Origin of the sequence: Neoroseomonas oryzicola (assembly GCF_012163135.1) — a bacterium.
GTDB lineage: Bacteria > Pseudomonadota > Alphaproteobacteria > Acetobacterales > Acetobacteraceae > Neoroseomonas > Neoroseomonas oryzicola.
Window position 1 is genome coordinate 1 of sequence record NZ_JAAVUP010000010.1, and the last position, 23,779, is coordinate 23,779.

Here is a 23,779-nt window from a genome sequence, read left to right on the forward strand (position 1 = left end):
AGGGGCGGGTCCGGGGACCTGGGGGGGGTCCGGGGCGCGGAGAAGAGGTGGGGGTGGGGGGGCCCCCCCCCCCCCAGCCCCCCCCGCGGAGGGCGGAAAGCCCCCGGGAACCCGGTTTCCAAAGGCCTTTCGGCCTTTGGCGGGGAGAGCCCGAGAGGGGCAGCGCCCCTCTCGGTGAAAGACTAAACGGTCAGCAGGCGCCGGACGGCTTCCTCGTCCAGTTCGCCAGGCGCGCCGGCGAGCGCCACTTCCCCGCGCACCATGATCGCGATGTGGTCCGCCAGGCTCCGGGCGAATTCGTAGTACTGCTCCACCAGCAGGATTCCCATGCCGCGATCCTTCGCGAGATGGGCGATGACCTTGCCGATATCCTTGATCACGTTGGGCTGGATGCCCTCGGTCGGCTCGTCGAGGATGAGCAGCCGCGGCCGCGCGCACAGCGCCCGCCCGATCGCCAGCTGCTGCTGCTGACCGCCCGAGAGGTCGCCGCCGCGCCGGCGCAGGAACTGCCGCAGGATCGGGAACAGGTCGAAGACCTCGGCATCCACGCTCGACCCGCGCGGGGCGGCGGCGAGCGCGGTCTCGAGGTTCTCCTGCACCGTCAGGAAGGGGAAGATCTCGCGACCCTGGGGCACGTAGCCGATGCCCCCGCGGGCGCGCTCGGCGGGGCCGAGGCGCGTGATGTCCCGCCCCTCCCAGGTGATGCTGCCCGCCCCGACCCGCTCCAGCCCCATGATGGAACGCAGCAGGGAGGATTTGCCGACGCCGTTGCGGCCCAGCACGCAGGTCACCTTGCCGGGTTCGACGGCCAGGGAGACGCCACGCAGGCAGAGGCTCGCGCCGTAGGAGAGGTCGATCGCGCGCACGTCGAGCATGTCTCAGCGCCCCAGATAGACCTCGATCACGCGCGGATCGTTCTGCACGTGGTCGATCGAGCCTTCGGACAAGACGCTGCCCTCATGCAGCACGGTGACGCGCCTTCCGAGGGCGCGGACGAATTCGAGGTCGTGTTCCACCACCACCACGCTGCGCTTGCCGGCGATGCCGACCAGCATGGCGGCGGTGTGCTCGGTCTCGGCATCCGTCATGCCGGCGACCGGTTCGTCCACCAGCAGCAGCTCCGGGTCCTGGGCGAGCAGCATGCCGATCTCGAGCCACTGCCGCTGGCCGTGGGAGAGGATGCCGGCGGGATCGTGCGCGCGCTCGACCAGGCCGACCTCGGTCATCACCTGGCCGATGCGGTCGGCGGCTTCCCCGGTCAGGTGCCACTTGATGCAGGCGATGGGGCCGCGTGGGGCCTTCAGGGCGAGCTCGATGTTCTCGAACACCGTGAGGTCGTCGAAGACCGTCGGCTTCTGGAACTTCCGCCCGATGCCGAGATTGGCGATGGTCGGCTCGTCCAGCCGCGTCAGGTCCATGTCCCCGAAGCGGACGGTGCCCGAGGTCGGCCGCGTCTTGCCGGTGATGACGTCCATCATCGTCGTCTTGCCGGCACCGTTGGGGCCGATGATGGCGCGCAGCTCGCCGGGTTCGACGACGAGGGAGAGGTTGTTCAGGGCGCGGAAGCCGTCGAACACGACGGTGACGCCGTCGAGGTAGAGCGAGCGCCCCTTCATGCCCCGCGCCCCTTCTTCACCCGGTCGAACAGGCCGATCAGCCCGCGCGGCAGGAACAGCGTCACCGCCACGAAAAGCCCGCCGAGCGCGAAGAGCCAGAGGTCCGGCGCCGCCGAGGTCAGCCAGGTCTTGAGCGCATTGACCGAGAAGGCGCCGAGCAGCGCGCCCACCAGCGTCCCGCGCCCGCCGACCGCGACCCAGATGACGGCCTCGATGGAGTTGCCGGGGCTGAACTCGCCGGGATTGATGATGCCGACCTGCGGCACGTAGAGCGCGCCCGCGAGCCCCGCCAGCATGGCGGACAGGACGAAGGCGAACAGCTTGTGCCGCGTGGTGTCGTAGCCGAGGAAGCGCGCGCGGCTTTCGGCGTCGCGGATCGCGGTCAGCACGCGGCCGTACTTGGTGCGCGTCAGCGCAGCGCAGAGCAGCATCGATCCGACCAGCAGCACCAGCGAGGCGTAGAACAGCACCGCGCGGGCCGAGGGCGTGCCGAGCGGCATGCCCAGCAGTTCCTTGAAGTCGGTGAAGCCGTTGTTGCCGCCGAAGCCCATGTCGTTGCGGAAGAAGGCGAGCATCAGCGCGTAGGTCATCGCCTGCGTCAGGATCGAGAGGTAGACGCCGGTGATGCGGCTGCGGAAGGCGAGGAAGCCGACGACGAGCGCGAGTGCGCCCGGCACCAGCATCACCATCAGCATGGCGTAAGGGAAGGACTGGAAGCCGTGCCAGAACCAGGGCAGCTCGGTGTAGCCCAGGAAGACCATGAAGTCGGGCAGCACGGGATGGCCATAGGCCCCGCGCGGCCCGATCAGCCGCATCAGGTGCATGCCCATCGCATAGCCGCCGAGCGCGAAGAACGCGCCATGGCCGAGCGAGAGGATGCCCGCATACCCCCAGGCCAGGTCGAGGGAGAGCGCGAGCACCGCGTAGCAGATCCACTTGCCCGTGACGGAGACGATGAAGTCCGAGACGTGGAAGGCGCTGTCGCGCGGCAGCATGTTGAGGATCGGCAGCGCCGCGAGCAGCAGCACCGCGATGATCAGCCCCGTGCGGATGCCGAGGCGCATCCGCGACGGCGGCGGGGCGGTCAGGGCGATGCTCACTGTTCCGCCGCCCGGCCCTTGAGGGCAAACAGGCCACGCGGGCGGCGCTGGATGAAGAACATGATCGCCACCAGCACGAAGACCTTGGCCAGCACCACGCCGGCGAAGGGCTCCAGCATCTTGTTGACGACGCCGAGCGTCATGGCGCCGACCAGCGTGCCGGCGAGCGACCCGACGCCGCCGAAGACCACCACCATGAAGCTGTCGATGATGTAGCCGGTGCCGAGGTTGGGCGAGACGTTGTCGATCTGGCTGAGTGCCACGCCCGCGATGCCCGCGATGCCCGACCCGAAGGCGAAGGTCAGCGCATCGACCCGCCCGGTGCGGATGCCCATGGCCGAGGCGATCCGCCGGTTCTGCGTCACCGCCCGCATCTCGAGCCCGAAGCGGGTGAAGCGGATCGCCGCCACCGTCAGCCCCAGCACGGCCAGCGAGAAGACCAGGATCCACAGCCGGTTCTGCGTCACCATGACGCCGAGCGGCAGTTCCAGCGTGCCCTGCATCCAGGGCGGGCTCGACACCTCGCGGTTCTGCGCCCCGAAGCCGAGCCGCACCGCCTGCTGGATCATCATGCCGACGCCGAAGGTCAGCAGCAGCGTCTCGAGCGGGCGGCCATAGAGGTGCCGGATCAGCCCGCGTTCCAGCGCCGCGCCGCAGGCCGCAGCCACCAGGAAGGCCGCCGGCACGGACAGCGGCAGCGACCAGGGCGCGAGGCCGGGAATGTCGCGCAGCGCTTCCTGCATCACGAAGGTCGTGTAGGCGCCGAGCATGACGAACTCGCCATGGGCCATGTTGATGACGCCCATGACGCCGAAGGTCACGGCCAACCCCAGGGCAGCGAGCAGCAGCACCGAGCCCAGCGACAGGCCCTGGAACAGCGTCTCGAAGGCGTGGCGGATGGTCAGGCGCCGGTCGATGGAGGCGATGGCGGCGTCGATCTCGCCGGCGAGCGCCGGGTTCGTCGCACGCGCCTCGAGCAGGATGCCGCGCGCCTCGGCCGAGGAGGTTTCGCCAAGGGCTGCGATGCCTGCGCGCTTCGCGGCTTCGTCCGGGGAAGCCATGCGCGAGGCGGCGAGCGCGAGTTCGAGCCGCTCGCGCACCCGGCTCAGGGTCTCGCGCGCCAGCGCGGCCTCGAGCAGGGGGATGTTCTCCACGCTGCGGCTGCGGAAGACCGCCTCGGCGGCGGCGAGCCGCTCGGCCGGGTCGGGGGAAACGAGCGACAGCCGCCCGAGCGCGCCGCGCAGCGCCTGGCGGACGCGGTTGTTGATGCGCAGGGGCTCGGCGCCGGCGGGATCGGCCGCGGCGCCGGTCGCGACCTCGGTGACGCGGTCGCCCTCGCGGATCAGCAGCGTGCCATCGGGGCGCTTGAGCAGCCGCCCGTCCGACAGCGCCCGCAGGATGGGCACGGCGCGCGGGTCACCCAGCGCGCCGAGCCGGTCGGTCGCCTCGGCCTGCTGGGCGAAACCTCCACCGAGGCCAGGCAGCGCGTCGGAGAAGGCGTCCTGCGCGCGCCCGGTCAGGGGCGCGAGCAGGAGCAGCAGGACGAGGAGGAAGCGCATCAGCCGCGGCGGCGGTTCGCGTTCTCGGGGATGAACTGCGACCAGTTCTCCGCCGGGACGACGGTCGGCGTCTTCCAGACGATGTTGAACTGGCCGTCAGCCTGGACCTCACCGATCATCACCGGCTTGGACAGGTGGTGGTTCGGCAGCATCTTTTCGGTGTAGCCGGCGGGTGCCGCGAATTCCTGGCCGATCACCGAGGTCCGGACCGCGTCGACCGCCGTGGTGCGGGCGGCGGCCACGGCCTGGGCCCACATGTTGAAGCCGGTGTAGGTGGCCTCCATCGGGTCGTTGGTCACGCGGCGCGGGTTCTTGATGTAGGCCTGCCAGAGGTTCTTGAACTCGGTGTTCGCCGGCGACTGCACCGACATGAAGTAGTTCCAGGCGGCCAGGTGGCCGACCAGCGGGCGGGTGTCGATGCCGGCCAGTTCTTCCTCGCCGACCGAGAAGGCAACGCAGGGGATGTCCTCGGCCTTGATGCCCTGGTTGCCGAGCTCGCGGTAGAAGGGAACGTTCGCGTCGCCGTTGATGGTCGACACGATGGCGGTCTTCTTGCCCTGGTTGGCGAAGGCCTTCACGCGCGTGACGATGCCCTGCCAGTCGCTGTGACCGAACGGGGTGTATTCCTCCATGATGTCGGCGTTGCCGATGCCCTTGGAGTTCAGGAAGCCGCGCAGGATGCGGTTGGTGGTGCGCGGATAGACGTAGTCGGTGCCGAGCAGGACGATGCGCTGCGCACCGCCGCCATCGGCCGACATCAGATATTCCACCGCGGGGATCGCCTGCTGGTTCGGCGCCGCGCCGGTGTAGAAGATGTTGCGGCTCTCTTCCTCGCCCTCGTACTGGACGGGGTAGAAGAGCATGCCGTTCAGCTCCTCGAAGACCGGCAGGACGGACTTGCGGGACACCGAGGTCCAGCAGCCGAAGGTCACGTCGACCTTGTGGACCTGCAGCAGCTCGCGCGCCTTTTCGGCGAACAGCGGCCAGTTGGAGGCGGGATCGACCACCACGGCCTCGAGCCGCCGGCCGAGCAGGCCGCCCTTGCTGTTCTGGTATTCCACCATCATCAGCACGGTGTCGCGCAGCGCGGTCTCGGAGATCGCCATGGTGCCGGACAGCGAGTGCAGCACGCCGATCTTGATCGGGGCCGACTGCGCCATCGAGGGGCGGATCGCGGGGGCGGTCAGGGCGGCGCCAAGACCCGCGAGGGCGGCGCGGCGGGTAAGGGTGGGTCGGGTCAAGGTCTGCCTCCGTGCGGATGTCGCGCCGACGCCATCGGCGGCGCGTTGGTCCGGCCAGGGGAAGCAGCAGATTCCGTGCCAGCGTTTCCGGCAGGCGGAACCGGATCTTGTATGCAAGAACCGCTCAATCGGCAGGCAGACCGCCCAGGCCGCGGGCAGAAAACGCCCGCGACCTGGACGCGGCTGCCTTATCGGGCGGCGGCGTCGGCCCGGATGAAGGCGGCCGCGCGTTCCGCGACCAGCATCACCGCCGGCTGGATGTTCGGCGAGGGGATGAGCGGGAAGGCCGAGGCATCCGCCACCCGCAGCCCCGCGACACCGCGTACCCGCAGTTCCGGGTCGAGCACCGCCATCGGGTCGGTCCCCATCTTCGCCGTGCCGCAGGGGTGGAACACCGTCCCCGCCGTGGCGCGGATGTTCTCGAGCAGCGCCTCGTCGGTCGTCGCGGCCGGACCGGGGCGCAGTTCCTCCTCGATGAGCGACGCGAGCGGCGCCTGCGCCGCGACCTTCCGCCCGAGATGCGCCGCACCCAGCATGACGCGGATGTCGTTCGGATGATCGAGGTAGTTCGGCCGGATACCCGGCTTGTCCCGCACGTCGGGCGACTTCAGGAAGATCTCGCCGCGGCTGTCGGGGCGGCAGACGCCGTAGTTGAACATGAAGCCCGGGAAGTCCTGCAGGCCCTTCATGTAGTCGAAGGTCGAGAAGTTCACGAAGAGGAACTGGATCTCCGCTTCCTCGGCGCCCGGCGTGACGCGGGCGAAGGCATTCGCCTCGCCGGCGCCGATCGACAGCGGCCCGGTGCGCGAGAGCAGGTAGTCGAGCCCCATCTTCGCCTTGCGGAAGGGCGATTGCAGGATCTCGTTCAGCGTGCCGCAGGGCTTGGACCGGTAGATGAACTTCGCGATCAGATGGTCCTGCAGGTTCTTGCCCACGCCCGGGCTGTGATGGACCACGGGGATGCCGAGGCCCTGCAGCGCCGCACCGTCGCCGATGCCCGAGAGCATCAGCAGCTTCGGCGTCTCGAGCGCGCCCGTGGAACAGACGATCTCGCGCGCCGCGCGGAAGGTGACGGGCTGGCCGTTCTGCAGCGCCTCGACCGCGACGGCGCGGCCGTCCTCGACCACGATGCGCGTCGCGAGCACGCCCGTCTCGACGAGCAGGTTGCCGCGCGCCATGGCGGGGTGGAGGTATTCCTTCGCGGTCGAGGAACGCTTTCCGCCATTCACGTTCAACTGCACGGGGCCCGCGCCGTCGATCGCCGAGCCGTCGTTCCAGTCGCGATTGCGTGGCAGGCCGGCGGCGATGCAGGCCTCGACGAAGGCGGCCGCCGCGGGTGCGAGGCGGCGCGGTTCGCGCACATGGATGGCGCCGGCGCTGCCGCGCGCGGGGTCGGGCGCGCCGTCCCAATGTTCGATGCGGCGGAAGACGGGCGCGACGTCCTCATAGGACCAGCCGCGCGCGCCGGACTGGGCCCAGCGGTTGTAGTCGTTGGGGCTGCCGCGCAGGAAGACCAGGCCGTTCACGCTGCCCGACCCGCCCAGCACCTTGCCGCGCGGCCAGTGGATGCTGCGGCCGTTCAGGTTGGGCTCGGGCTCGGTCAGGTAGTCCCAGTCGTAGCGCTTGCTGCCATAGAGCTTCGCATAGCCCGCCGGCAGGCTGATCCAGATGTCGCGGTCGGGCGGCCCGGCTTCGAGCAGCAGGACGCGGCAGCCGGGATCCTCCGACAGCCGCGCCGCCACGATGCAGCCGGCGGACCCGCCGCCGACGACGATGACGTCCGCAGTTCGCGTATCGCTCACAGTTCCATCCGTACGCCGGTGCGGTCCACCACGCCCTTGAACTTGTCGAGCTCGGCCTGGAAGAAGGCGCGGGCGTCGGCGGGCGTGTTCGGCCGCGTGTAGGCGGTGATGCCCGCCACGAGGAAGCGTTCCTGCAGCTGCGGGTCGCGCAGCGCGCTGTTGATGGCGCGGTTCAGCGTCTCGGTCACCGCGGGCGCCATGCGGGGCGGGCCGATGACGGCGAACCAGTTGCCGATGTCGAAGCCCGGCATCCCCGATTCCGCGAGCGTCGGGATATCGGGGAAGGTCGGGAAGCGATCGAGGCCGGTCAGCGCGATGCCGCGCACGCGGTTGTCGCGCACCTGCGCCGCCGCAGAGGCGAGCACGGCCACGCCCCAGGCCGTCTCCCCGCGCGCGATGCTTTCCACCATCAGCCCGCCGGAGCGGTAGGGGATGTGCTCGAACTTGCCGCCCAGGCCGAGTGCCACGGCGATGGATTCGGCCGCGAAATGCGGGATCGATCCGACGCCCGAGGAGGCATAGGGCAGCCGGTCCTGCGGCCCGGCGCGCAGCTTCGCCACGGCTTCAGCCGCATTGGCTGCCGGGAAGTTCGGCGCCGCGACCATGATGAGCGGCCCGTTCGCGGCGATGGCGACGTGGGTGAAGTCGTCCATCGGGTTGTATCGGGTGCCGCCGGCGACCGCGTGCGGAATGAGGGCGTGGGACGACGCCTCGTTCAGCATCAGGATGGTGCCGTCGGGCTGCTGGCGGCGCAGCCATTCGGCCGCGACCGTGCCGGAGGCGCCGGGCCGGTTCTCGACGACCACGCGGGAATTGGGCCCGAGGAAGCCCTGCATGCGGTCGGCCAGCAGCCGCGCCGTGATGTCGGTCGACCCGCCGGGCGAGAAGCCGCTGACCAGCGTGATCGGGCGGTCGGGCAGGACCTGCTGGGCCCGCGCGACGGCTGGCATGGCGAGGGCGGCTGCGGCAAGCAGGCTGCGGCGGTTCATCCTGGGCGTCTCCCGTCGTGGTTATGGTTCTGCGCGCAGGGAAGCGCCGAACGCGCCCCGGGGCAAGCCGCCCTCAGCCCGCCGCGCTGCCCGCCAGCAGGTTCACGGCGACCCCAAGGATCGCCGCGTTGAAGGCGAAGGAGGCGAGCGCATGGGCCAGCACCATCCGCCGCATCGCCGGGGAGGAGGTCGTCACGTCCGAGACCTGCGCCGTCATGCCGATGGTGAAGGCGAGGTAGAGGAATTCCATCCAGTCCGGCTCGAGCCCGCCGGGGAATTCCAGCCCGCCTTTCGACAGCGCATAGACATGGGCGTAGTGCGCGGCGAAGAGCACGTGCAGGTAGACCCAGGACAGCACGATGGCCGCGATGCCGAGCGCGAGCGAATAGCCGGCCCGCGGCGCGCCGCCGATCTCGCCCACCACGCCGACCAGGGCGGCGAGTGCGGCCGCCAGCGTCACCAGGGTGATGGTCCAGCGACTGTCCTCGAGCTGCTCGGCATGGTGGCGCATCGCCTCGGCCGGGGTGAGGGCGAGGTGGCGCAGCAGCTGCACGACATGCGTCGCCGCGCCCGCGCACCAGCCGAGCAGCAGCGCCGCGCGCAGCGTGAAGTCCGGGATTCGCGTGGCAAGCGCGCTCGCCACGACCAGCACGGCCAGCGCCACCACCAGGCCTGGCCGGTGGCGCAGCCGGAAGCGCATCAGGCCGCAAGGGCCCGCGCGAAGACGCCGGGATCGACATTGCCGCCGCTGACGACGACGCCGATCACGCCGCCCTTCGCCGCGACCTTCCCCGCGAGGACGGCGGCGAGCGCGACGGCCCCGCCCGGCTCGGCGACGACCTTCAGGTGCTCGAAGGCGAAGCGCATGGCGCGGAAGACCTCGGCCTCGGTCACCACCACGCCGCCCGCCAGGTGGCGGTGGTTGATCGGGAAGGTGATGGCACCCGGCTGCTTCGACAGCAGCGCGTCGCACAGCCCGCTGCCGGGAACCTCGTTCGGCACGCGCCGTCCGGCCTCGAGCGAGCGCTTCGTGTCGTCCCAGCCCTCCGGCTCGACGGCGAAGGCCTCGGTGCGCGGGGCCAGCGCCTCGAGCGCGAGGACGCAGCCCGCGGTCAGCCCGCCGCCGCCGGTGCAGACCGCGAAGGCGTCGAGGGCAAGGCCCTGCGCCTGCGCGTCCTCGAGAAGTTCGAGCGCGACGGTCCCCTGCCCCGCGATGACGTGCGGGTGGTCGAAGGGCGGGATGACGGTCGCGCCGCGTTCCGCCGCCAGCGTCGCAGCGAGGGCGTCGCGATCCACGCCGTGACGATCGAAGGGCACGATCTCTGCCCCCCAGCGCCGCGTCGCCTCCACCTTGATGGCCGGCGCGTCGGAGGGCATGGCGATGGTCGCCGCCATGCCCAGCATGTGCGCCGCCGCCGCGCAGGCCTGGCCGTGGTTGCCCGAGGAATGGGTGACGATGCCGCCGCGCCGGGCCTCGGGATCCATCAGCAGCGCCGCGTTGGTCGCGCCGCGCAGCTTGAAGGACCCGGTGCGCTGCAGCGGCTCGGGCTTCACCAGCACGGTGGCGCCGGTGATCTCGTCGAGCAGCCGGTGGCGCAGCAGCGGCGTGCGCACGATACGGCCCGCGAGGCGCGTGGCGGCCGCGCGGACATCGTCGAAGGTGGGTGCCGTCCCGCTCATGCCGCTTCCCTCCGGGCGAAGCGCAGCGGATCGCACAGCGGCACGGCGGCGGCGAGGTCGCCGGGATCCTCGCCCGCCACCAGCGCCGCGACCAGCCGCCCTGCGGCCGGCGCGGTCTGCATGCCGTAGCCGCCCTGCCCGACCATCCAGAAGAAGCCGCGCTCCGCGCCCTCCCCGATCGCGAGGCCGCGGTCGGGCGTGAAGGTCCGGAGGCCGGCCCAGCGATGCTCGATGCGCGAGACCGGGATGTCGAGCGCCTGCTGCATGCGGTCGACGGCGATCGCGACGTCGAGCTCGTCGGGCTGGGCGTCGCAGGGATCGCTGTCGATCTCGTCGGCGGGGCTGACCATCAGCTTCCGCCGCGCCTCGGCGCGCGCATACCAGGTGTGGCCGGCATCGCCGAGCAGCGGCCAGTCGGCGCAGTCGTACGGGCCGGGATCGACGATGCAGGCGGTGCGGCGCTTGGGCTGCAGCCCGATGGGGGCGAGGCCGGCGATGCGCGCCACCTCGTCGCCCCAGGCGCCGGCGGCGTTCACCACCACCGGGGCGGAGAAGACAGCGCCGGAGGATGTCTCGGCATGCCACCGTCCGTCCTTGCGCCAGATCCGCCCGGCCCGGCTGCGCAGCGCGAGAACGCCGCCCGCCATGCGCGCCTGGCGCAGGAAGCCCTGGTGCATGGCGGCGACGTCGATGTCGAAGCAATCGGCCTCGACGGCGGCCATGGCCGCGTAGCCGGCACGCAGCGCGGGCACCTTCGCGCGTACCTCGGCGACCGGGATTTCCCGCATGTCATCGCCGCCGGCGATCATCTCGCGCAGATGTTCCACCTGGTCGGGTGGCGCGAGATGGATCACCGGCCGCGCATGCATCAGCGGCGCCTCGGCGAAGCCCGGCGGCGGCGCCTCGAAGAAGGCGCGTGACGCCGCCGTCAGGATGCGGGCATCCGGACTGCCGTAGTTGCGGATCCAGATGGCCGCGGAACGGCCTGTTGCGTGGTATCCGGCGCTTTCCTCGGCTTCCAGCAATGCAACGCGGCGATTGCCTGAAAGATGTGCAGCGGCCGTCGCGCCGGCGATGCCTGCGCCGATCACGATGGCGTCGAAGTCATGTTGGTCCATGGCCGCGAAGCCTGCGCCCTGTGCTTAAGTCGGGCAAGTGGAGAGGAAGACACGTCCTTCCGGGTTGCCATGCCCATTTCTCCCTGACTAACTTGCCGGTTACCGACAAGCGGGCCCCTCAGCGAGGTCCGCCCGGGGAGAGAACGGAAGGGAAAGCATGTCCAAGCACGGGATCACCCGGCGCAAAGTGCTGCGCAACGGGGCTGGCGTTATGGCGGCGACCGCGGTCGGCGCGCCGATGGTGCATGCGCAGGGCACGAGCGGCAGCCTGCGCTTCGCCTTCTGGGATCACTGGGTCCCGGGCGGCAACGACGCGCTGAAGGAACTCGCGCAGCGGTTCGGCGAGCAGAACCGCATCAACATGACGGTCGACTTCATCAACACCACGGGCAACCAGCTGCAGCTGACGATCGCGGCGCAGGCGCAGTCGCGCAGCGGCCATGACGGCATCAGCCTGCTGCCGTGGGATCCGGGCACCTACGCCGACCAGCTCGAGCCCTGCGACGACGTCATGCAGCGGCTGTCCGCGAAGTACGGCCCGGTGAACCCGGTCGCCGAGTTCCTCGCCAAGCGCGGCGGCCATTGGCGTGGCGTGCCCGCGACCGCGGGCACCCAGGCGAAGCCCGCCTGCGTGCGCTTCGACCTGATGAAGCAGCATGCCGGCATCGACGTCCGCGAGATGTGGCCCGCCGCCAACCGCGCCGGCCCCGGCGCGGACCGCTGGACCTGGGACACGTTCCTCACCGCCGCGGAGGCCTGCCACAAGGCCGGCGTGCCCTTCGGCCTGCCGATGGGCCAGTTCACCGACGCGGTCGACTGGGTCGGCGCGGTGTTCCTTGGCTACGGCGCGCGCGTCACGGATGAGCGGGGCAACCCGACCATCCGCAACAACGCCGAACTGCGCCAGGCGATCGACTACCTGGTGCGCCTGTCGCGCTTCCTGCCCAACGACGTCTGGGCGTGGGACGACGCGTCGAACAACCGCGCGCTCATCTCCGGCCGCTCGGCGCTGATCTTCAACCCGCCCTCGGCCTGGGCGGTGGCGAAGCGCGACGCGCCGCAGGTGGCTGAGAACTGCTGGACCATCCCGATGCCGGCCGGCCCCAAGGGCCGCTTCCTGGCCTACCTGCCCTACGTCACGGGCATCTGGTCCTTCGGGCGCAACAAGACGGCGGCGAAGGCGTTCCTCGAGTTCATCACCCAGCGCGAGAACGCCGAGCTCTGCGTCAACAAGTCGCAGGGCTACGACATCCCGCCCTTCCTCAGCATGTCCGACTTCAAGGCGTGGGAGACGGAAGGCCCGCCGGTGGGGACCATCTTCAACTACCCGCTGAAGGCCCATCACCAGGCGACCTATTCGATCGCCTTCTCGCCGGCACCGCCGGAACTGGCGCAGCAGATGTACCTGCAGGCGCTGAACACGAAGGTCGTCGCGCGCATCGCGCAGGGCGGCGAATCGGTGGAGAGCGCGCTCGGCTGGCTCGAGCGTGAGATCAACAACATGCGTCGCGGCGGCTGACGCCACGACGGAAGGCGGCCCGGGGCTGATGGCCCCGGGCCCGCTCTAAGAAAAATTGAACAGGGAGATACCGGGGATGGCTGATGGCGGCGCCGCCACACTTCCGCGGATGGATGCGCCCGGCGGCGCTTCCTTGAAGCGTTTCGCCAGGCGACGGTCCACCATCGCCTTCCTCATGACGTTGCCGCTGATCGCGGTGATCGGCGGCCTCGTCGTCTGGCCGGCCGGCTACGCGATCCACCTCGCGACGCTGAACCGGCGCATGACGTCCTTCATCGGCCTCGGCAACTTCGAGATCCTTCTCGAATCCGAGACCTTCCGGATGGTCATCTTCCAGTCGGTCTTCTTCGCGATCACCGCGGTGATCCTGAAGGCGGCGATCGGCTTCTGGCTCGCGCACATGCTGCACCACATCCCGGCGAACGGGCAGCGCAAGTGGCGCGGTATGCTGCTGGTGCCCTGGGTCATCCCCCCGGCGCTGTCCACCCTCGGCTGGTGGTGGATGTTCGAGCCGACCTATTCCTCGATCAACTGGATCCTCAACATCTTCGCGATCCCGTCGGTGCCCTGGCTCGGCGAGCCGTGGTGGGCGCGGATCAGCGTCATCATCGTGAACGTGTGGTACGGCGCGCCCTTCTTCATGATCATGTACCTCGCGGCGCTGAAGTCGGTGCCCGAGCAGCTGTACGAGGCGGCGGCGATCGACGGTGCGACGTCGTGGCAGCGGCTGCGCTACGTGACCCTGCCGATGATGCGCAACATCATCTCGATCACGGTGCTGTTCAGCCTGATCGTGACCTTCGCGAACTACGACATCGTCCGCGTGCTGACGAATGGCGGGCCGCGCGACCTGACGCATGTCTTCGCGTCCTACGCCTTCCAGGTCGGCATCCTGGCCGGCAACATCCCGCGCGGCGCGGCGGTGTCGCTGTTCATGTTCCCGATCCTGGCGATCATCGCCTTCTTCGTGCTGCGCGGCGTCAATCGCCGGAACAAGGAGGAGGCGTGATGTCCGCCACCACCGCCCCCGCCCAGCAGGGCATCTACCACAAGGCCGGCAGCCTCCGGAGCGAGCGCCGCTGGGCGCTCTGGACCGCCTATCTCTCGCTGATCGTCTCGGCGATCATCATGCTGGCCCCGCCGGTCTACATGCTGCTCACGAGCCTCAAGACCAGCGCCGAGGTGGCCGACCAGTCGGGTTCGCCCTGGTGGGTGAGCAACCCGACGCTCGAGAACTACTGGGCGCTGCTCGGCAACCGGATGTTCATCGACTTCTTCCTCAACAGCGCGAAGGTCACGATCGCCGTGGTCGCGCTGACGATGGTGATCTCGGTGCTCGCCGCCTTCGCGCTCGGGCGGATGCGGTTCTGGGGCAGCCAGGCGCTGGCGACGGGCGTGTTCCTCACCTATCTGGTGCCGGACACGCTGCTGTTCATCCCGCTGTACCAGATCGTCGGCGGGCTCGGGCTGCTCGACAACGCCTGGGGGCTGGTGCTGGTCTACCCGACGCTGACGGTGCCTTTCTGCACCTGGATCATGATCGGCTACTTCGCCTCCATCCCGAAGGAACTGGATGAGGCGGCGCTGATCGACGGCGCCAACTGGATGCAGATGCTGTGGAAGATCTTCATCCCGGTGGCGCTGCCCGGCATCATCGCGGCGACGATCTTCGCCTTCACCGTGTCCTGGGCGGCCTTCGTCTACCCGACGGCCTTCATCACGACGCCGTCCGAGATGCCGATGACCATCGGCGTCGTCTCCCAGCTGATCCGCGGCGACACCTTCGCCTGGGGCCAGCTGATGGCGGGCGCGCTGCTGGCGGCGCTGCCGCCGGTCGTCATCTATGCCTTCCTCATGGATTACTACATCGCCGGCCTCACGGCGGGCGCAACGAAGGGCTGATTCCACCGATGGCGCAGGTTTCTCTCCGCAAGGTCATCAAGGCCTATGAAGGCGGCGTGCAGGCGGTCAAGGGCATCGACCTCGAGATCGCGGACCACGAATTCGTCGTGCTGGTCGGCCCATCGGGCTGCGGCAAGTCCACCACGCTGCGCATGATCGCGGGGCTCGAGGAGATCTCGGGCGGCGACATCGCGATCGGCGGGACCGTCGTCAACGACATCCCGCCGCGCGACCGCGACATCGCGATGGTGTTCCAGAACTACGCGCTCTATCCGCACATGTCGGTCTACGACAACATGGCCTTCGGCTTGACGCTGCGGAAGTTCCCCAAGGCCGAGATCGACAAGCGCGTGACGGAAGCCGCACGCATCCTCGACATCACGCCCTTGCTGGAACGCAAGCCGAAGGCGCTCTCGGGCGGCCAGCGGCAGCGCGTCGCGATGGGCCGCGCCATCGTGCGCGACCCCAAGGTGTTCCTGTTCGACGAACCGCTGTCGAACCTCGACGCCAAGCTGCGCGTGCAGATGCGCACCGAGATCAAGAAGGTCCACCAGACGGTGAAGACCACGACGATCTACGTGACGCACGACCAGGTGGAGGCGATGACGCTCGCCGACCGCGTGGTGGTGATGAACCATGGCGTGATCGAGCAGGTCGGCCCGCCGCAGGAGCTCTACCACCACCCGGCGACCCGCTTCGTCGCCGGCTTCATCGGCAGCCCGGCGATGAACTTCATCCCCGCGCGGATCGAGGAAGCCTCGGGCGCGCTGAACGTGGTGATGAACAACGGCACCACCCTCGCGGTGCCGGAGGAACGCGTCGCCCGCTACCGTCCCTACGCGGGCAAGCAGGTGCTGTTCGGCATCCGGCCGGAGCACCTCACCGACGACAAGACGATGGACAAGTCGAACCTCGCCCCGCTGTCGCTCACACCCGAGGTGATCGAGCCGATGGGCATGGAGACGCTCGCGCATTTCCGCCACGAGGGCACGGAGATCACCGCGCGGCTCGATCCGTCCACGCCGGCCGAGGTCGGCAAGCCGCTCGCGCTGATCGCCCACATGAACCAGATGCACATCATCGATCCGACCACGGACAAGGTGGTCTGACCATGGCGCGACTGGCTGGGAAGTCCGCCTGGGTGACCGGGGCGGGCAGCGGGATCGGGCGGGCCATCGCCATCGCCTTCGCGAAGGAAGGGGCGAAGGTCGCCCTCACCGGGCGGCGCACCGCGCCGCTCGAGGAGACGGCGAAGATGATCGGCGACGGAGCCGTCATCGTCCCCGCCGACCTCACGGACGACAAGCAGGTGGCGGCCGCGCTCGCGAAGGTTGAATCGACCATCGGGGGCCCGGACATCCTGGTGAACAACGCGGGTGTGAACCTGCCCAAGCGCTACCTGCACCAGCTGACGCCCGAGGCGATCCACACGTTGGTGGACGGCAACCTCACCGCGCCCTTCCTCACCTCGGTCGCGGTGCTGCCGGGGATGCGCCAGCGTGGTGGCGGGATGCTGATCCAGATCGCCTCCATGGCGGGGAAGGGCATCTCGTTCCTCTCGGGGCCGGGCTACATCGCGGCGAAGCACGGCTTCGTCGCGCTGTCGCAGGCGATCAACCAGGAGAACGGGATCCACAACATCCGGTCCTGCTGCATCTGCCCGGGCGAGGTCGCGACCGACATCCTCAAGAACCGGCCCGAGCCCGTGCCGGCCGAGGAGATCGAGCGCCTGCTGCAGCCCGAGGACCTCGCCGCCATGGCGCTCTTCGTCGCGACCATGCCGGCGCGGGTCAACATCACCGAGATGCTGGTGACGCCGACCTACATGCGCCTGATCGCCCCGCAGGCGAAGAAGGTCGCCGCGATGTAGCGCGGGTCAGGCGGGGAGCGCGACGCGCACCCCGCCGACCGCATGGCCGTTGCTGTCGCGGATCTCGCCTTCCACCTGCGCCGCGACGGCCTCCGCCGCCTCCAGCAGCCCGAGCCGCCCCAGGATGGTCGCGAAGACGCCCATCTTGGCGCGGGAGGCACCGTCGGCGAGCTTCACCGCGATGCCGAGGCCGCGGTCGGGCACGAAGCCCACCACATAGCCTTCCGCGCCGCCCTTCAGCAGCACGCGCCCCTGCGTCGCGCGCACCACCTGCCCGGTCGAGGATCCGTGCCCGGACAGATGGTCCGGATAGGCGCGGATCGCCGATTGCAGGCGCCGGATGGCGGTGCGGCGGGAATCCGTCGCGACCTTCGCCGCGGCCCAGCGCGCCGCCGCCTTGGCCATCGCTTCCATGGGCAGCGCGAGGGCCGGCAGGCCGCAGCCGTCGATGCCGCGCGGCAGCGCCGCCGCATCGAGCCCGAGCAGTTCCGAGAAGGCCTCGAGATACAGCCGCTGCGCCGGATGCGCCGGGTCGTCGTAGCCGGCGACCGGCGCGCCGATGTGCTTCGACAGCGTCAGGAAGCCGCAATGCTTGCCCGAGCAATTGTGGAAGACGCGGGACTTGTCCCCGCCCGCGCGCCACACCGCCGCCTGGTCGGCCTGGCTGCGCGGCATGTCGGGGCCACAGACCAGCGCGCTCTCGGTCAGCCCGAGACGCTCCAACCAGCCACGCACCAGCGCGACCTGGAAGTCCTCCGCGCTGTGGGAGGCGCAGGCGAGCGTGAGATGCTCCTCGGTCAGGCCCGCCGCATCCGCCGCCCCGCTCTCGACCAGCGGGATCGCCTGGAAGGGCTTGAGCGAGGAGCGTGGGAAGGTGACGAAGGACGGGTCGCCCCAGGCGAGCAGCACGCGCCCCTCGGCATCCGCCACCACGGCGCAGCCCTGGTGGACGCTTTCGAGGATGCCGCCGCGGCGGATCTCGGCCATGGGAACGAAGGGCGTGGTCATCGCGGGGTCTCCGGCATCGGGATGACGTCGGTGCCGGGCCTGCCGGCGAGCACCGCGTCGAAGAGTTTCACCTGCTGCGGCAGGCAGATGGCGTGCAGGTCGAACTTCTCGAGCATCGTGCGCCGCGCCGCCTGGCGCAGCGGCACGTAGCGGTCGGGATGGGCGAGCGCGTCGACCACCGCATCCGCCATCCGCTGGTGGTCGAAGAAGGGCAGCAGCAGCCCGTTCTCGCCGTGGCGGATCACCTCGGAGAGCGTCGGCGTGTCGGATCCGATGATCAGCGCCTCGCAGCCCATCGCCTCGACCAGCGACCAGGAGAGCACGAAGGGATAGGTGTAGTAGACATGCGCGGCCGAGGCGCGGAACAGCGACACCAGCCCCTCATGCGGGATGCGCCCGGTGAAGTGCACGCGCGCGGGATCGAGCCGCGCGCCGACCTCCTCCATCATCACTGCCTTCCAGCTGCGGCCGTCGGCGGGCGTGCGGCCATAGCCGCGTTCCTCGCCGCCGACGATCACGGCATGGGCGTTCGGGCGGCGCGCGAGGATCTCGGGCAGCGCGCGCATGAAGACGTCGAAGCCGCGATAGGGCTCGAGGTTGCGCGAGACGAAGGTCACGACCTCCTGCCCGCGTTCGACGAGGAAACCATCCGGCAGCGCGACCTTGCTGGTGCCGACGGGCGTGGCGAAGGTGGCGTCGACGCCCTCGTGCACGACCGAGGTCATGTCCTGCACGTGGCGCGGATAGCGGCTGCGCTGCCACAGCGTCGGCGACATGCACCAATCGGCGGTCTCGAGCGACTGCAGTTGCGTCATGTTCAGCGTGCGCACCCGCGCCATCTCGTCGATGTTCACCGGCTGCGACGGGTCGAAGCCGATGTCGCCGCCCCGGGCGTGATAGTAGTACTCGCAGTAGTGGACGATGCGCGCATCGGGGAAGACGTCGCGCAGGTAGAGCCCCTCGCCCCATCCCGGATGGCAGTAGACGATGTCGGGCACGAAGCCGCGTTTCTGCAGCGTGATCAGCGCGCGCACCACGTTCTGGCCGCGGCGCACCGCGCTCTCGACCGGGCGGAGGTAGCGATGCGTCTTGTCGCCGGCGGGGTCCGGCGGCGGGTAGCGCAGGTGGTTCACGCCGGGCGGGGTGACGTTCTGCCGTTCGCCGAGGCCGACGACGCGCGCGCCCGGACGCTTCGCGATCATCGGCGCGAGGTGCCGCCACTGGCCCGGGAAGTTCTGGTGGATGAACAAGGCCTGGACCACGCGCACCCTCTCCCTTCCCGATCGATCCCTGCCGCTTGATGCCGCCAATCCGGCGGCGCGGCAACCGGGGTGGCTGGCCGGCGCGGCGCGGCGGGGCCAGGATGGCGACCTCATCACTGAGGAACTGCGAAAATGGGCTTCGACTTCACGGGCAAGCGGGTGCTGGTGGCGGGCGGCAGCCGCGGGATCGGGCGCGCGATCGCGCTGGGCTTCGCCAAGGCAGGGGCGAAGGTGTCGGCCTGCGCGCGCGGGGCGGACGGCCTCGCCGCGCTCAAGGCCGAGGGCGTCGCGCATGTGAAGCCGACCGACCTCGCCGACGCCGGCCAGGTCGCCGCCTGGGTGGAGGAAGCCGCGGCCACGCTCGGCGGCGTGGACGTGCTGGTGAACAACGCTTCCGGCTTCGGCATGGGCGACAGCGAGGAGGGGTGGAAGAAGGGCCTGGACGTCGACGTGATGGCGACGGTGCGCGCAAGCCACGCCGCCCTGCCCCATCTGCGCGCGGCGAAGGGCTGCATCGTCAACACGACCTCGATCTCGGGCCTCGGACCCTCGGTGCGGACGCCGGCCTATGCGGCGGTGAAGGCGCTGATCATCAACTACACGGCGTCCCAGGCGGCCGCGCTGGCGAAGGACGGCATCCGCGTGAACGCGGTCGCGCCCGGGTCCATCGAATTCCCCGGCGGCACCTGGGAAAAGCGGCGGGCGGAAGACCCGGCGCTCTACAACCGCATCCTCGCCGGCATTCCGTTCGGCCGGCTCGGCGAGCCCGAGGAAGTGGCCGATGTGGCGCTGTTCCTCGCCTCCCCGCTCGCGCGCTGGGTGACGGGGCAGACCATCGTGGTCGATGGCGGGCAGATGCTGAGCTGATCAGCCCTCGAGCAGCCGCTTCAGCGTCGCGAGGTCGGCGGCCACCAGGCCGGCGTCGCGCGCGAAGTCGGCCTCGCTCATCCCCGGCTGGCGGAACAGGGTGAAGAGCACCTCCGCGCCGTCGCCATTCGGCACGACGCGCATCGGCACCTCGACCACGGACCCGTCCGGCAGCGTGACGGCGTGGTCGAGCACGCCGTAAGCGTTAGGCGCGGCGAAGCGGAGCCGCAACGCGCCCTGCGGCGTCTCGACCCGCCAATCCGCGCCGTCGCGCGCCACCGCGCCGCCGAGGCCGGCGGCCCAGCGCGGCAGGTTCTCGGGGCAGGAGGCGAAGGCGTAGACTTCCGCCGCCGGGCGTTCGATTCGCGTCGACAGCGTGCGGCTTTCGCGCGTCGGCATCACTCGTCGCGCCCAGGCGCACCGCGCATGCGCTTCGTCTCGCCGCGCCGCGTCTTCGATTCCAGACGCCGCTTCTTCGACCCCAGCGTCGGCTTCGTCGCCTTGCGCGGCGGCGGGGGCGGCGTCGCGGCCTCGCGGATCAGCACGAGAAGCCGCTCCAGCGCATCCTCCCGGTTGCGTTCGCGCGTGCGGTGGCGCTGGGCGGTGATGACCAGCACGCCGTCCTTCGTCATGCGCCGGCCGGCGAGCGTCGCGAGGCGCGCCTTCACCGCATCGGACAGGTTCACCGAGGCCATGGCGGCGAAACGCAGTTGCACCGCGGTCTCCAGCTTGTTGACGTTCTGCCCGCCGGGGCCGGAGGCACGGAGGAAATCCTCGGTGATCTCGGATTCATCCAGCGCGATGCGCGCCGTCACCCGGATCATGGCGCGGGCAATGCGCCGGCGGGCATCTCGTCCTTCAGCGCCACGCCGGTCGCGCCGAGCCCCTGCGCCGCGCGCAGCAGCCAGGCGGTCTTGGCGGCGGCCTCGTCATAGGACAGGCCGCCGGGACGGACATTGCTGATGCAGTTGCGTTCCGCATCCGTGCGCCCGCGCCGCGGTGCCCAGGTGATATAGACGCCGAGGCTGTCGGTCGCCGACAGCCCCGGCCGTTCACCGATCAGCATCACCACGGCGGCGGCGCCGGTCGCCTCGCCGATCTCGTCGCCGAGCGCCACGCGCGCCTGTTCCGCGATCACGATCGGGCCTGTCGGCAAGTCGAGCGCCGGGACGAGCCGTTCCAGCACCGCCGGCGCATGGCGCTGCACGCCGATGGCGCAGAGCCCGTCCGCCACGACGAAGACCACGCTGCCCGGCGCGCGCGGCAGCACCGTGCCCTCCGCCAGCCGACGCCCGAGATCCGGCCGCAGCAGATAGGCGCGACGGTCCGGCACCGCGCTGCGCACCCGCACCACCGGCAGACCGAGCGGCGCGACCGCCGCCTCCGTGGCCGCGACGTCCAGGGACGACCACACCGCATCCCGCGCCCGCGCATGCGATTCCTGGAAGTCGAGATGCGCCAAGGTGGGCTGCGCCGTCCCCGCGCGCCCGAGCCCCACCCGCGCATCGGTGAATCGGCGCAGATCGCGCCAGAGCGAGGGCGTACTCATGCAAGACCGATCAGCGCCGGGGAGAGCCGCGCCGGGATGCGTTCGGCATCGAGCCCGATCCCCATGCGGTCGAGCCAGGCCTCGAATTCCGGCGCCGCGCGCTTGCCCAGCATCGCGCGTACCGTCAGCCCGTCATGGAAGGAGGTCGACTGGTAGGCGAGCATCACGTCATCCGCGCCCGGCACGCCCATCACATAGGTGACGCCAGCGACGCCGAGGCATGTCAGCAGCGTGTCCATGTCGTCCTGGTCGGCCTCGGCGTGGTTCGTGTAGCAGACGTCCACGCCCATCGGCAGGCCGAGCATCTTGCCGCAGAAATGATCCTCGAGCCCGGCGCGCAGGATCTGCTTGCCGTCGAACAGGTATTCCGGGCCGATGAAGCCGACGACCGTGTTCACCAGCAGGGGCGAGAATTCGCGCGCCACGGCATAGGCGCGGGCCTCGATGGTCTGCTGGTCGACGCCGTGATGGGCATCGGCGGACAGGGCGCTGCCCTGGCCGGTCTCGAAATACATCACGTCCTCGCCGACCGTGCCGCGCTTGAGCGCCAGCGCCATCTCCCGCGCCTCCTTCAGCACGGAGAGCGACACGCCGAAGGAGGTGTTCACGCCCTCGGTCCCGCCGATCGACTGGAACACCAGGTCGACCGGCGCGCCGCGCTCCATCGCCAGCATCGTCGTCGTGACATGCGACAGCACGCAGGACTGGGTCGGGATGTCGAAGCGCTCCCGCACGGTGTCGAGCATCTCGAGCACGCGCATCACCGCCTCGACATTGTCGGTGGCGGGGTTCACGCCGATCACGGCATCCCCGGCGCCGAGCAGCAGCCCGTCGAGCACCGAGGCCGCGATGCCGCGCGGATCGTCCGTCGGATGGTTCGGCTGCAGGCGGATCGACAGCGTCCCCGGCAGGCCGATGGTGTTGCGGAAGCGGGTGACGACGCGGCACTTGGCCGCGACCTGGATCAGGTCCGCGACGCGCATGATCTTGGACACCGCGGCGGCCATCTCCGGCGTCAGGCCGGGCGCCAGCGCCGTGACGGCGGCGGGGTCGGCCGCCAGCAGCCAGTCGCGGAAGCCGCCCACGGTCAGGCTACGGACCGGCGCGAAGGACGCGGCGTCGTGGCGGTCGATGATCAACCGCGTGACCTCGTCGGCCTCGTAGGGGATCACCGCCTCGTTGAGGAAGTGTCCGAGCGGCATATCCGCCAGCGCCCGTTGGGCGGCGATGCGTTCGGCGGCGCTCTCGGCCGCCACCCCGGCCAGCGCATCGCCCGAGCGCAGCGGCGTGGCGCGCGCGAGCAGCGTCCTGAGGTCCGGGAACACGTAGCGCGTCCCGGCGATGTCCTGCGTGAAGCCCATGGCAGCCATGATGGACCGCCCGGCGCCCACCTTGCCAGCCCGTCGCCGCGCCCTAGGATGCCGGCCGGAAACTGCCGAGGAAACGATGGACGCCGACGCGATCGACAAGGCCCCGGATGCCGCCGCGGCCTGGCCCGACCAGATCTACGGGCTGCTCAAGAAACATGACATCCGCCAGGTCGCGCTGGTGCCGGACGCCGGGCATTCCCGCCTGATCAAGCGCTGCCTGGCCGACAACGAGATCCAGGTCACCACCCTGACGACCGAGGAAGAAGGCATCGCCCTGATGCAGGGCGCCTGGCTCGGCGGGCAGAAGGCGGTGCTGCTGATGCAGTCCTCGGGCGTGGGCAACTGCATCAACATGCTCTCGCTGTCGCACATCCATCGCTGCCCGATGCCGATGCTGGTGACGATGCGCGGCGACTTCGGCGAGTTCAACCCGGCCCAGATCCCCATGGGCAACGCCACCCAGGCGGTGCTCGAGGCCATGGGTACGCTGGTCAAGCGCGCCGACACGCCCGAGGACATCGCGCCCACCGTGGATGCGACCATCCGCCTCGCCTTCAACACCTTCCGCCCGACCGCGACGCTGATCGGCCAGCGCGTCATCGGCGCCAAGACCTTCGGCAAGGACTGAGACGATGCTCGCGGAATCCGGAAAGCTCGACCGTCGCGAGCTCACCCGCGCCCTGCTCGAGGATCGCGGCGAGATGGTCGTCATCGCCGGCCTCGGTGCGCCGGCATGGGACATCACCGCGGTGGGCGACCACCCGCTGAACCTGCCGCTGTGGGGCGGCATGGGGGCGGCGGCGATGATCGGCCTCGGCCTCGCGCTCGCGCAGCCCAACCGCCGCGTGCTGGTGCTGACCGGCGACGGGGAGATGCTGATGGGCATCGGCGCGCTCGCCACCATCGCGGTGAAGAAGCCGCGCAACCTCTCGATCGTGGTGCAGGACAACGAGCATTACGGCGAGACCGGCATGCAGGAGACCGCCACCAAGCACGGCGTCGACCTGGTGGCCATGGCGAAGGGCGCGGGCTTCCCGCAGACCATGTTCGTCACCAAGCCCGGGGAAGTGCCCGCCCTGAAGGCGGCGATCCATGCCGGGAACGGTCCCTTCTTCGCGGTGGCGAAGATCGACGCCACCAGCAAGAAGCTGGTGCTGCCGCCGCGCGACGGGGCCATCATCCAGGCCCGGATGCGCGAAGCCATCCTGGGGCCGGAGGCGCACCACCAGCTCTGATCCCGGAGGGGCCCCGCCCCCCCGGACCACCCTGCCCAAGGCCGCAGCCGGCGCAGAGCGGCGCGGCGCCTCCCAGACCACAGGAAACCTCC

At 70.3% G+C, this 23,779-nt stretch carries 24 protein-coding genes; 8 read left to right on the top strand and 16 right to left on the bottom strand.

Annotated features, from left to right (window positions below; translation table 11 throughout):
• Positions 1–182: 182 nt before the first annotated feature.
• From urtE to GWK15_RS20900, 10 genes are all read right to left on the bottom strand, one after another.
• Positions 183–875: an urea ABC transporter ATP-binding subunit UrtE gene (urtE, locus tag GWK15_RS20855; RefSeq protein WP_168043327.1), complete on the bottom strand. Its 693-nt coding sequence runs from the start codon at positions 873–875 to the stop codon at positions 183–185.
• Between the two features lie 3 nt (positions 876–878).
• Positions 879–1,616, bottom strand: coding sequence for an urea ABC transporter ATP-binding protein UrtD (gene urtD / locus GWK15_RS20860; protein ID WP_168043328.1), 738 nt, complete (start codon positions 1,614–1,616; stop codon positions 879–881).
• Positions 1,613–2,680 (bottom strand): urea ABC transporter permease subunit UrtC, encoded by a 1,068-nt coding sequence (gene urtC / locus GWK15_RS20865; protein WP_168043442.1) that lies wholly within the window; start codon positions 2,678–2,680, stop codon positions 1,613–1,615. The genes urtD and urtC overlap by 4 nt, the downstream gene beginning before the upstream one ends.
• A 32-nt stretch (positions 2,681–2,712) precedes the next feature.
• Entirely contained in the window at positions 2,713–4,275 is a 1,563-nt protein-coding gene (urtB, locus tag GWK15_RS20870) for an urea ABC transporter permease subunit UrtB (protein WP_209442334.1), read from the bottom strand.
• Entirely contained in the window at positions 4,275–5,516 is a 1,242-nt protein-coding gene (urtA, locus tag GWK15_RS20875) for an urea ABC transporter substrate-binding protein (protein WP_209442335.1), read from the bottom strand. The genes urtB and urtA overlap by 1 nt, the downstream gene beginning before the upstream one ends.
• A 188-nt stretch (positions 5,517–5,704) precedes the next feature.
• Positions 5,705–7,318 (bottom strand): GMC family oxidoreductase N-terminal domain-containing protein, encoded by a 1,614-nt coding sequence (locus tag GWK15_RS26615; protein WP_168043329.1) that lies wholly within the window; start codon positions 7,316–7,318, stop codon positions 5,705–5,707.
• Entirely contained in the window at positions 7,315–8,307 is a 993-nt protein-coding gene (locus tag GWK15_RS20885) for a Bug family tripartite tricarboxylate transporter substrate binding protein (protein ID WP_168043330.1), read from the bottom strand. Before GWK15_RS20885 ends, GWK15_RS26615 begins: the two co-directional genes overlap by 4 nt.
• 73 nt (positions 8,308–8,380) lie before the next feature.
• Positions 8,381–9,007: a DUF1345 domain-containing protein gene (locus tag GWK15_RS20890; protein WP_168043331.1), complete on the bottom strand. Its 627-nt coding sequence runs from the start codon at positions 9,005–9,007 to the stop codon at positions 8,381–8,383.
• Positions 9,007–9,987 (bottom strand): threonine ammonia-lyase, encoded by a 981-nt coding sequence (locus GWK15_RS20895; RefSeq protein ID WP_168043332.1) that lies wholly within the window; start codon positions 9,985–9,987, stop codon positions 9,007–9,009. The genes GWK15_RS20890 and GWK15_RS20895 overlap by 1 nt, the downstream gene beginning before the upstream one ends.
• Positions 9,984–11,105, bottom strand: a complete 1,122-nt coding sequence (locus GWK15_RS20900) for an NAD(P)/FAD-dependent oxidoreductase (protein WP_168043333.1) — start codon at positions 11,103–11,105, stop codon at positions 9,984–9,986. The genes GWK15_RS20895 and GWK15_RS20900 overlap by 4 nt, the downstream gene beginning before the upstream one ends.
• A 157-nt stretch (positions 11,106–11,262) precedes the next feature.
• On the opposite strand from GWK15_RS20900, the gene GWK15_RS20905 reads away from it, so the two are divergent.
• The 5 genes from GWK15_RS20905 to GWK15_RS20925 all read left to right on the top strand — a co-directional run bounded on the left by GWK15_RS20905 (position 11,263) and on the right by GWK15_RS20925 (position 16,396).
• The gene (locus GWK15_RS20905) at positions 11,263–12,624 is read left to right on the top strand and encodes an ABC transporter substrate-binding protein (protein ID WP_168043334.1); all 1,362 of its coding nucleotides are present in this window, start codon (positions 11,263–11,265) and stop codon (positions 12,622–12,624) included.
• A gap of 133 nt (positions 12,625–12,757) precedes the next feature.
• Positions 12,758–13,633, top strand: coding sequence for a carbohydrate ABC transporter permease (locus GWK15_RS20910; protein ID WP_245211799.1), 876 nt, complete (start codon positions 12,758–12,760; stop codon positions 13,631–13,633).
• Positions 13,633–14,526: a carbohydrate ABC transporter permease gene (locus GWK15_RS20915; RefSeq protein WP_168043336.1), complete on the top strand. Its 894-nt coding sequence runs from the start codon at positions 13,633–13,635 to the stop codon at positions 14,524–14,526. Before GWK15_RS20910 ends, GWK15_RS20915 begins: the two co-directional genes overlap by 1 nt.
• Positions 14,527–14,534: 8 nt before the next feature.
• The gene (locus GWK15_RS20920; RefSeq protein ID WP_168043337.1) at positions 14,535–15,635 is read left to right on the top strand and encodes an ABC transporter ATP-binding protein; all 1,101 of its coding nucleotides are present in this window, start codon (positions 14,535–14,537) and stop codon (positions 15,633–15,635) included.
• A gap of 2 nt (positions 15,636–15,637) precedes the next feature.
• Positions 15,638–16,396 carry an SDR family oxidoreductase gene (locus tag GWK15_RS20925; protein ID WP_168043338.1) on the top strand — a complete coding sequence of 253 codons (759 nt, stop codon included), beginning with the start codon at positions 15,638–15,640 and terminating at the stop codon, positions 16,394–16,396.
• A 6-nt stretch (positions 16,397–16,402) separates the two neighbouring features.
• Here the strand turns inward: GWK15_RS20925 and GWK15_RS20930 are convergent, their stop codons facing one another.
• A complete protein-coding gene (locus GWK15_RS20930; protein WP_168043339.1) occupies positions 16,403–17,404 on the bottom strand; it encodes an asparaginase in 1,002 nt (333 codons plus the stop codon).
• Complete coding sequence (locus GWK15_RS20935) at positions 17,401–18,666, bottom strand: glycosyltransferase (protein ID WP_168043340.1); 1,266 nt, start codon at positions 18,664–18,666, stop codon at positions 17,401–17,403. The genes GWK15_RS20930 and GWK15_RS20935 overlap by 4 nt, the downstream gene beginning before the upstream one ends.
• 132 nt (positions 18,667–18,798) lie before the next feature.
• On the opposite strand from GWK15_RS20935, the gene GWK15_RS20940 reads away from it, so the two are divergent.
• Positions 18,799–19,533: an SDR family NAD(P)-dependent oxidoreductase gene (locus GWK15_RS20940; protein WP_168043341.1), complete on the top strand. Its 735-nt coding sequence runs from the start codon at positions 18,799–18,801 to the stop codon at positions 19,531–19,533.
• Here the strand turns inward: GWK15_RS20940 and GWK15_RS20945 are convergent, their stop codons facing one another.
• From GWK15_RS20945 to GWK15_RS20960, 4 genes are read right to left on the bottom strand one after another with little or no spacing between them, the layout of a single operon-like run.
• Positions 19,534–19,932, bottom strand: coding sequence for an SRPBCC family protein (locus GWK15_RS20945; protein ID WP_168043342.1), 399 nt, complete (start codon positions 19,930–19,932; stop codon positions 19,534–19,536).
• Positions 19,932–20,357, bottom strand: coding sequence for an alternative ribosome rescue aminoacyl-tRNA hydrolase ArfB (gene arfB, locus GWK15_RS20950; RefSeq protein ID WP_168043343.1), 426 nt, complete (start codon positions 20,355–20,357; stop codon positions 19,932–19,934). Before arfB ends, GWK15_RS20945 begins: the two co-directional genes overlap by 1 nt.
• On the bottom strand, positions 20,354–21,082 hold the full coding sequence (gene eutC / locus GWK15_RS20955; protein ID WP_168043344.1) for an ethanolamine ammonia-lyase subunit EutC: 729 nt from the start codon (positions 21,080–21,082) through the stop codon (positions 20,354–20,356). Before eutC ends, arfB begins: the two co-directional genes overlap by 4 nt.
• Positions 21,079–22,443, bottom strand: coding sequence for an ethanolamine ammonia-lyase subunit EutB (locus GWK15_RS20960; RefSeq protein WP_168043345.1), 1,365 nt, complete (start codon positions 22,441–22,443; stop codon positions 21,079–21,081). The genes eutC and GWK15_RS20960 overlap by 4 nt, the downstream gene beginning before the upstream one ends.
• An 85-nt stretch (positions 22,444–22,528) precedes the next feature.
• On the opposite strand from GWK15_RS20960, the gene GWK15_RS20965 reads away from it, so the two are divergent.
• Both GWK15_RS20965 and GWK15_RS20970 read left to right on the top strand, forming a co-directional pair.
• Complete coding sequence (locus GWK15_RS20965; RefSeq protein WP_168043346.1) at positions 22,529–23,080, top strand: thiamine pyrophosphate-binding protein; 552 nt, start codon at positions 22,529–22,531, stop codon at positions 23,078–23,080.
• A 4-nt stretch (positions 23,081–23,084) separates the two neighbouring features.
• Positions 23,085–23,687: a thiamine pyrophosphate-dependent enzyme gene (locus tag GWK15_RS20970; protein WP_168043347.1), complete on the top strand. Its 603-nt coding sequence runs from the start codon at positions 23,085–23,087 to the stop codon at positions 23,685–23,687.
• The last annotated feature ends 92 nt before the right edge of the window (positions 23,688–23,779 follow it).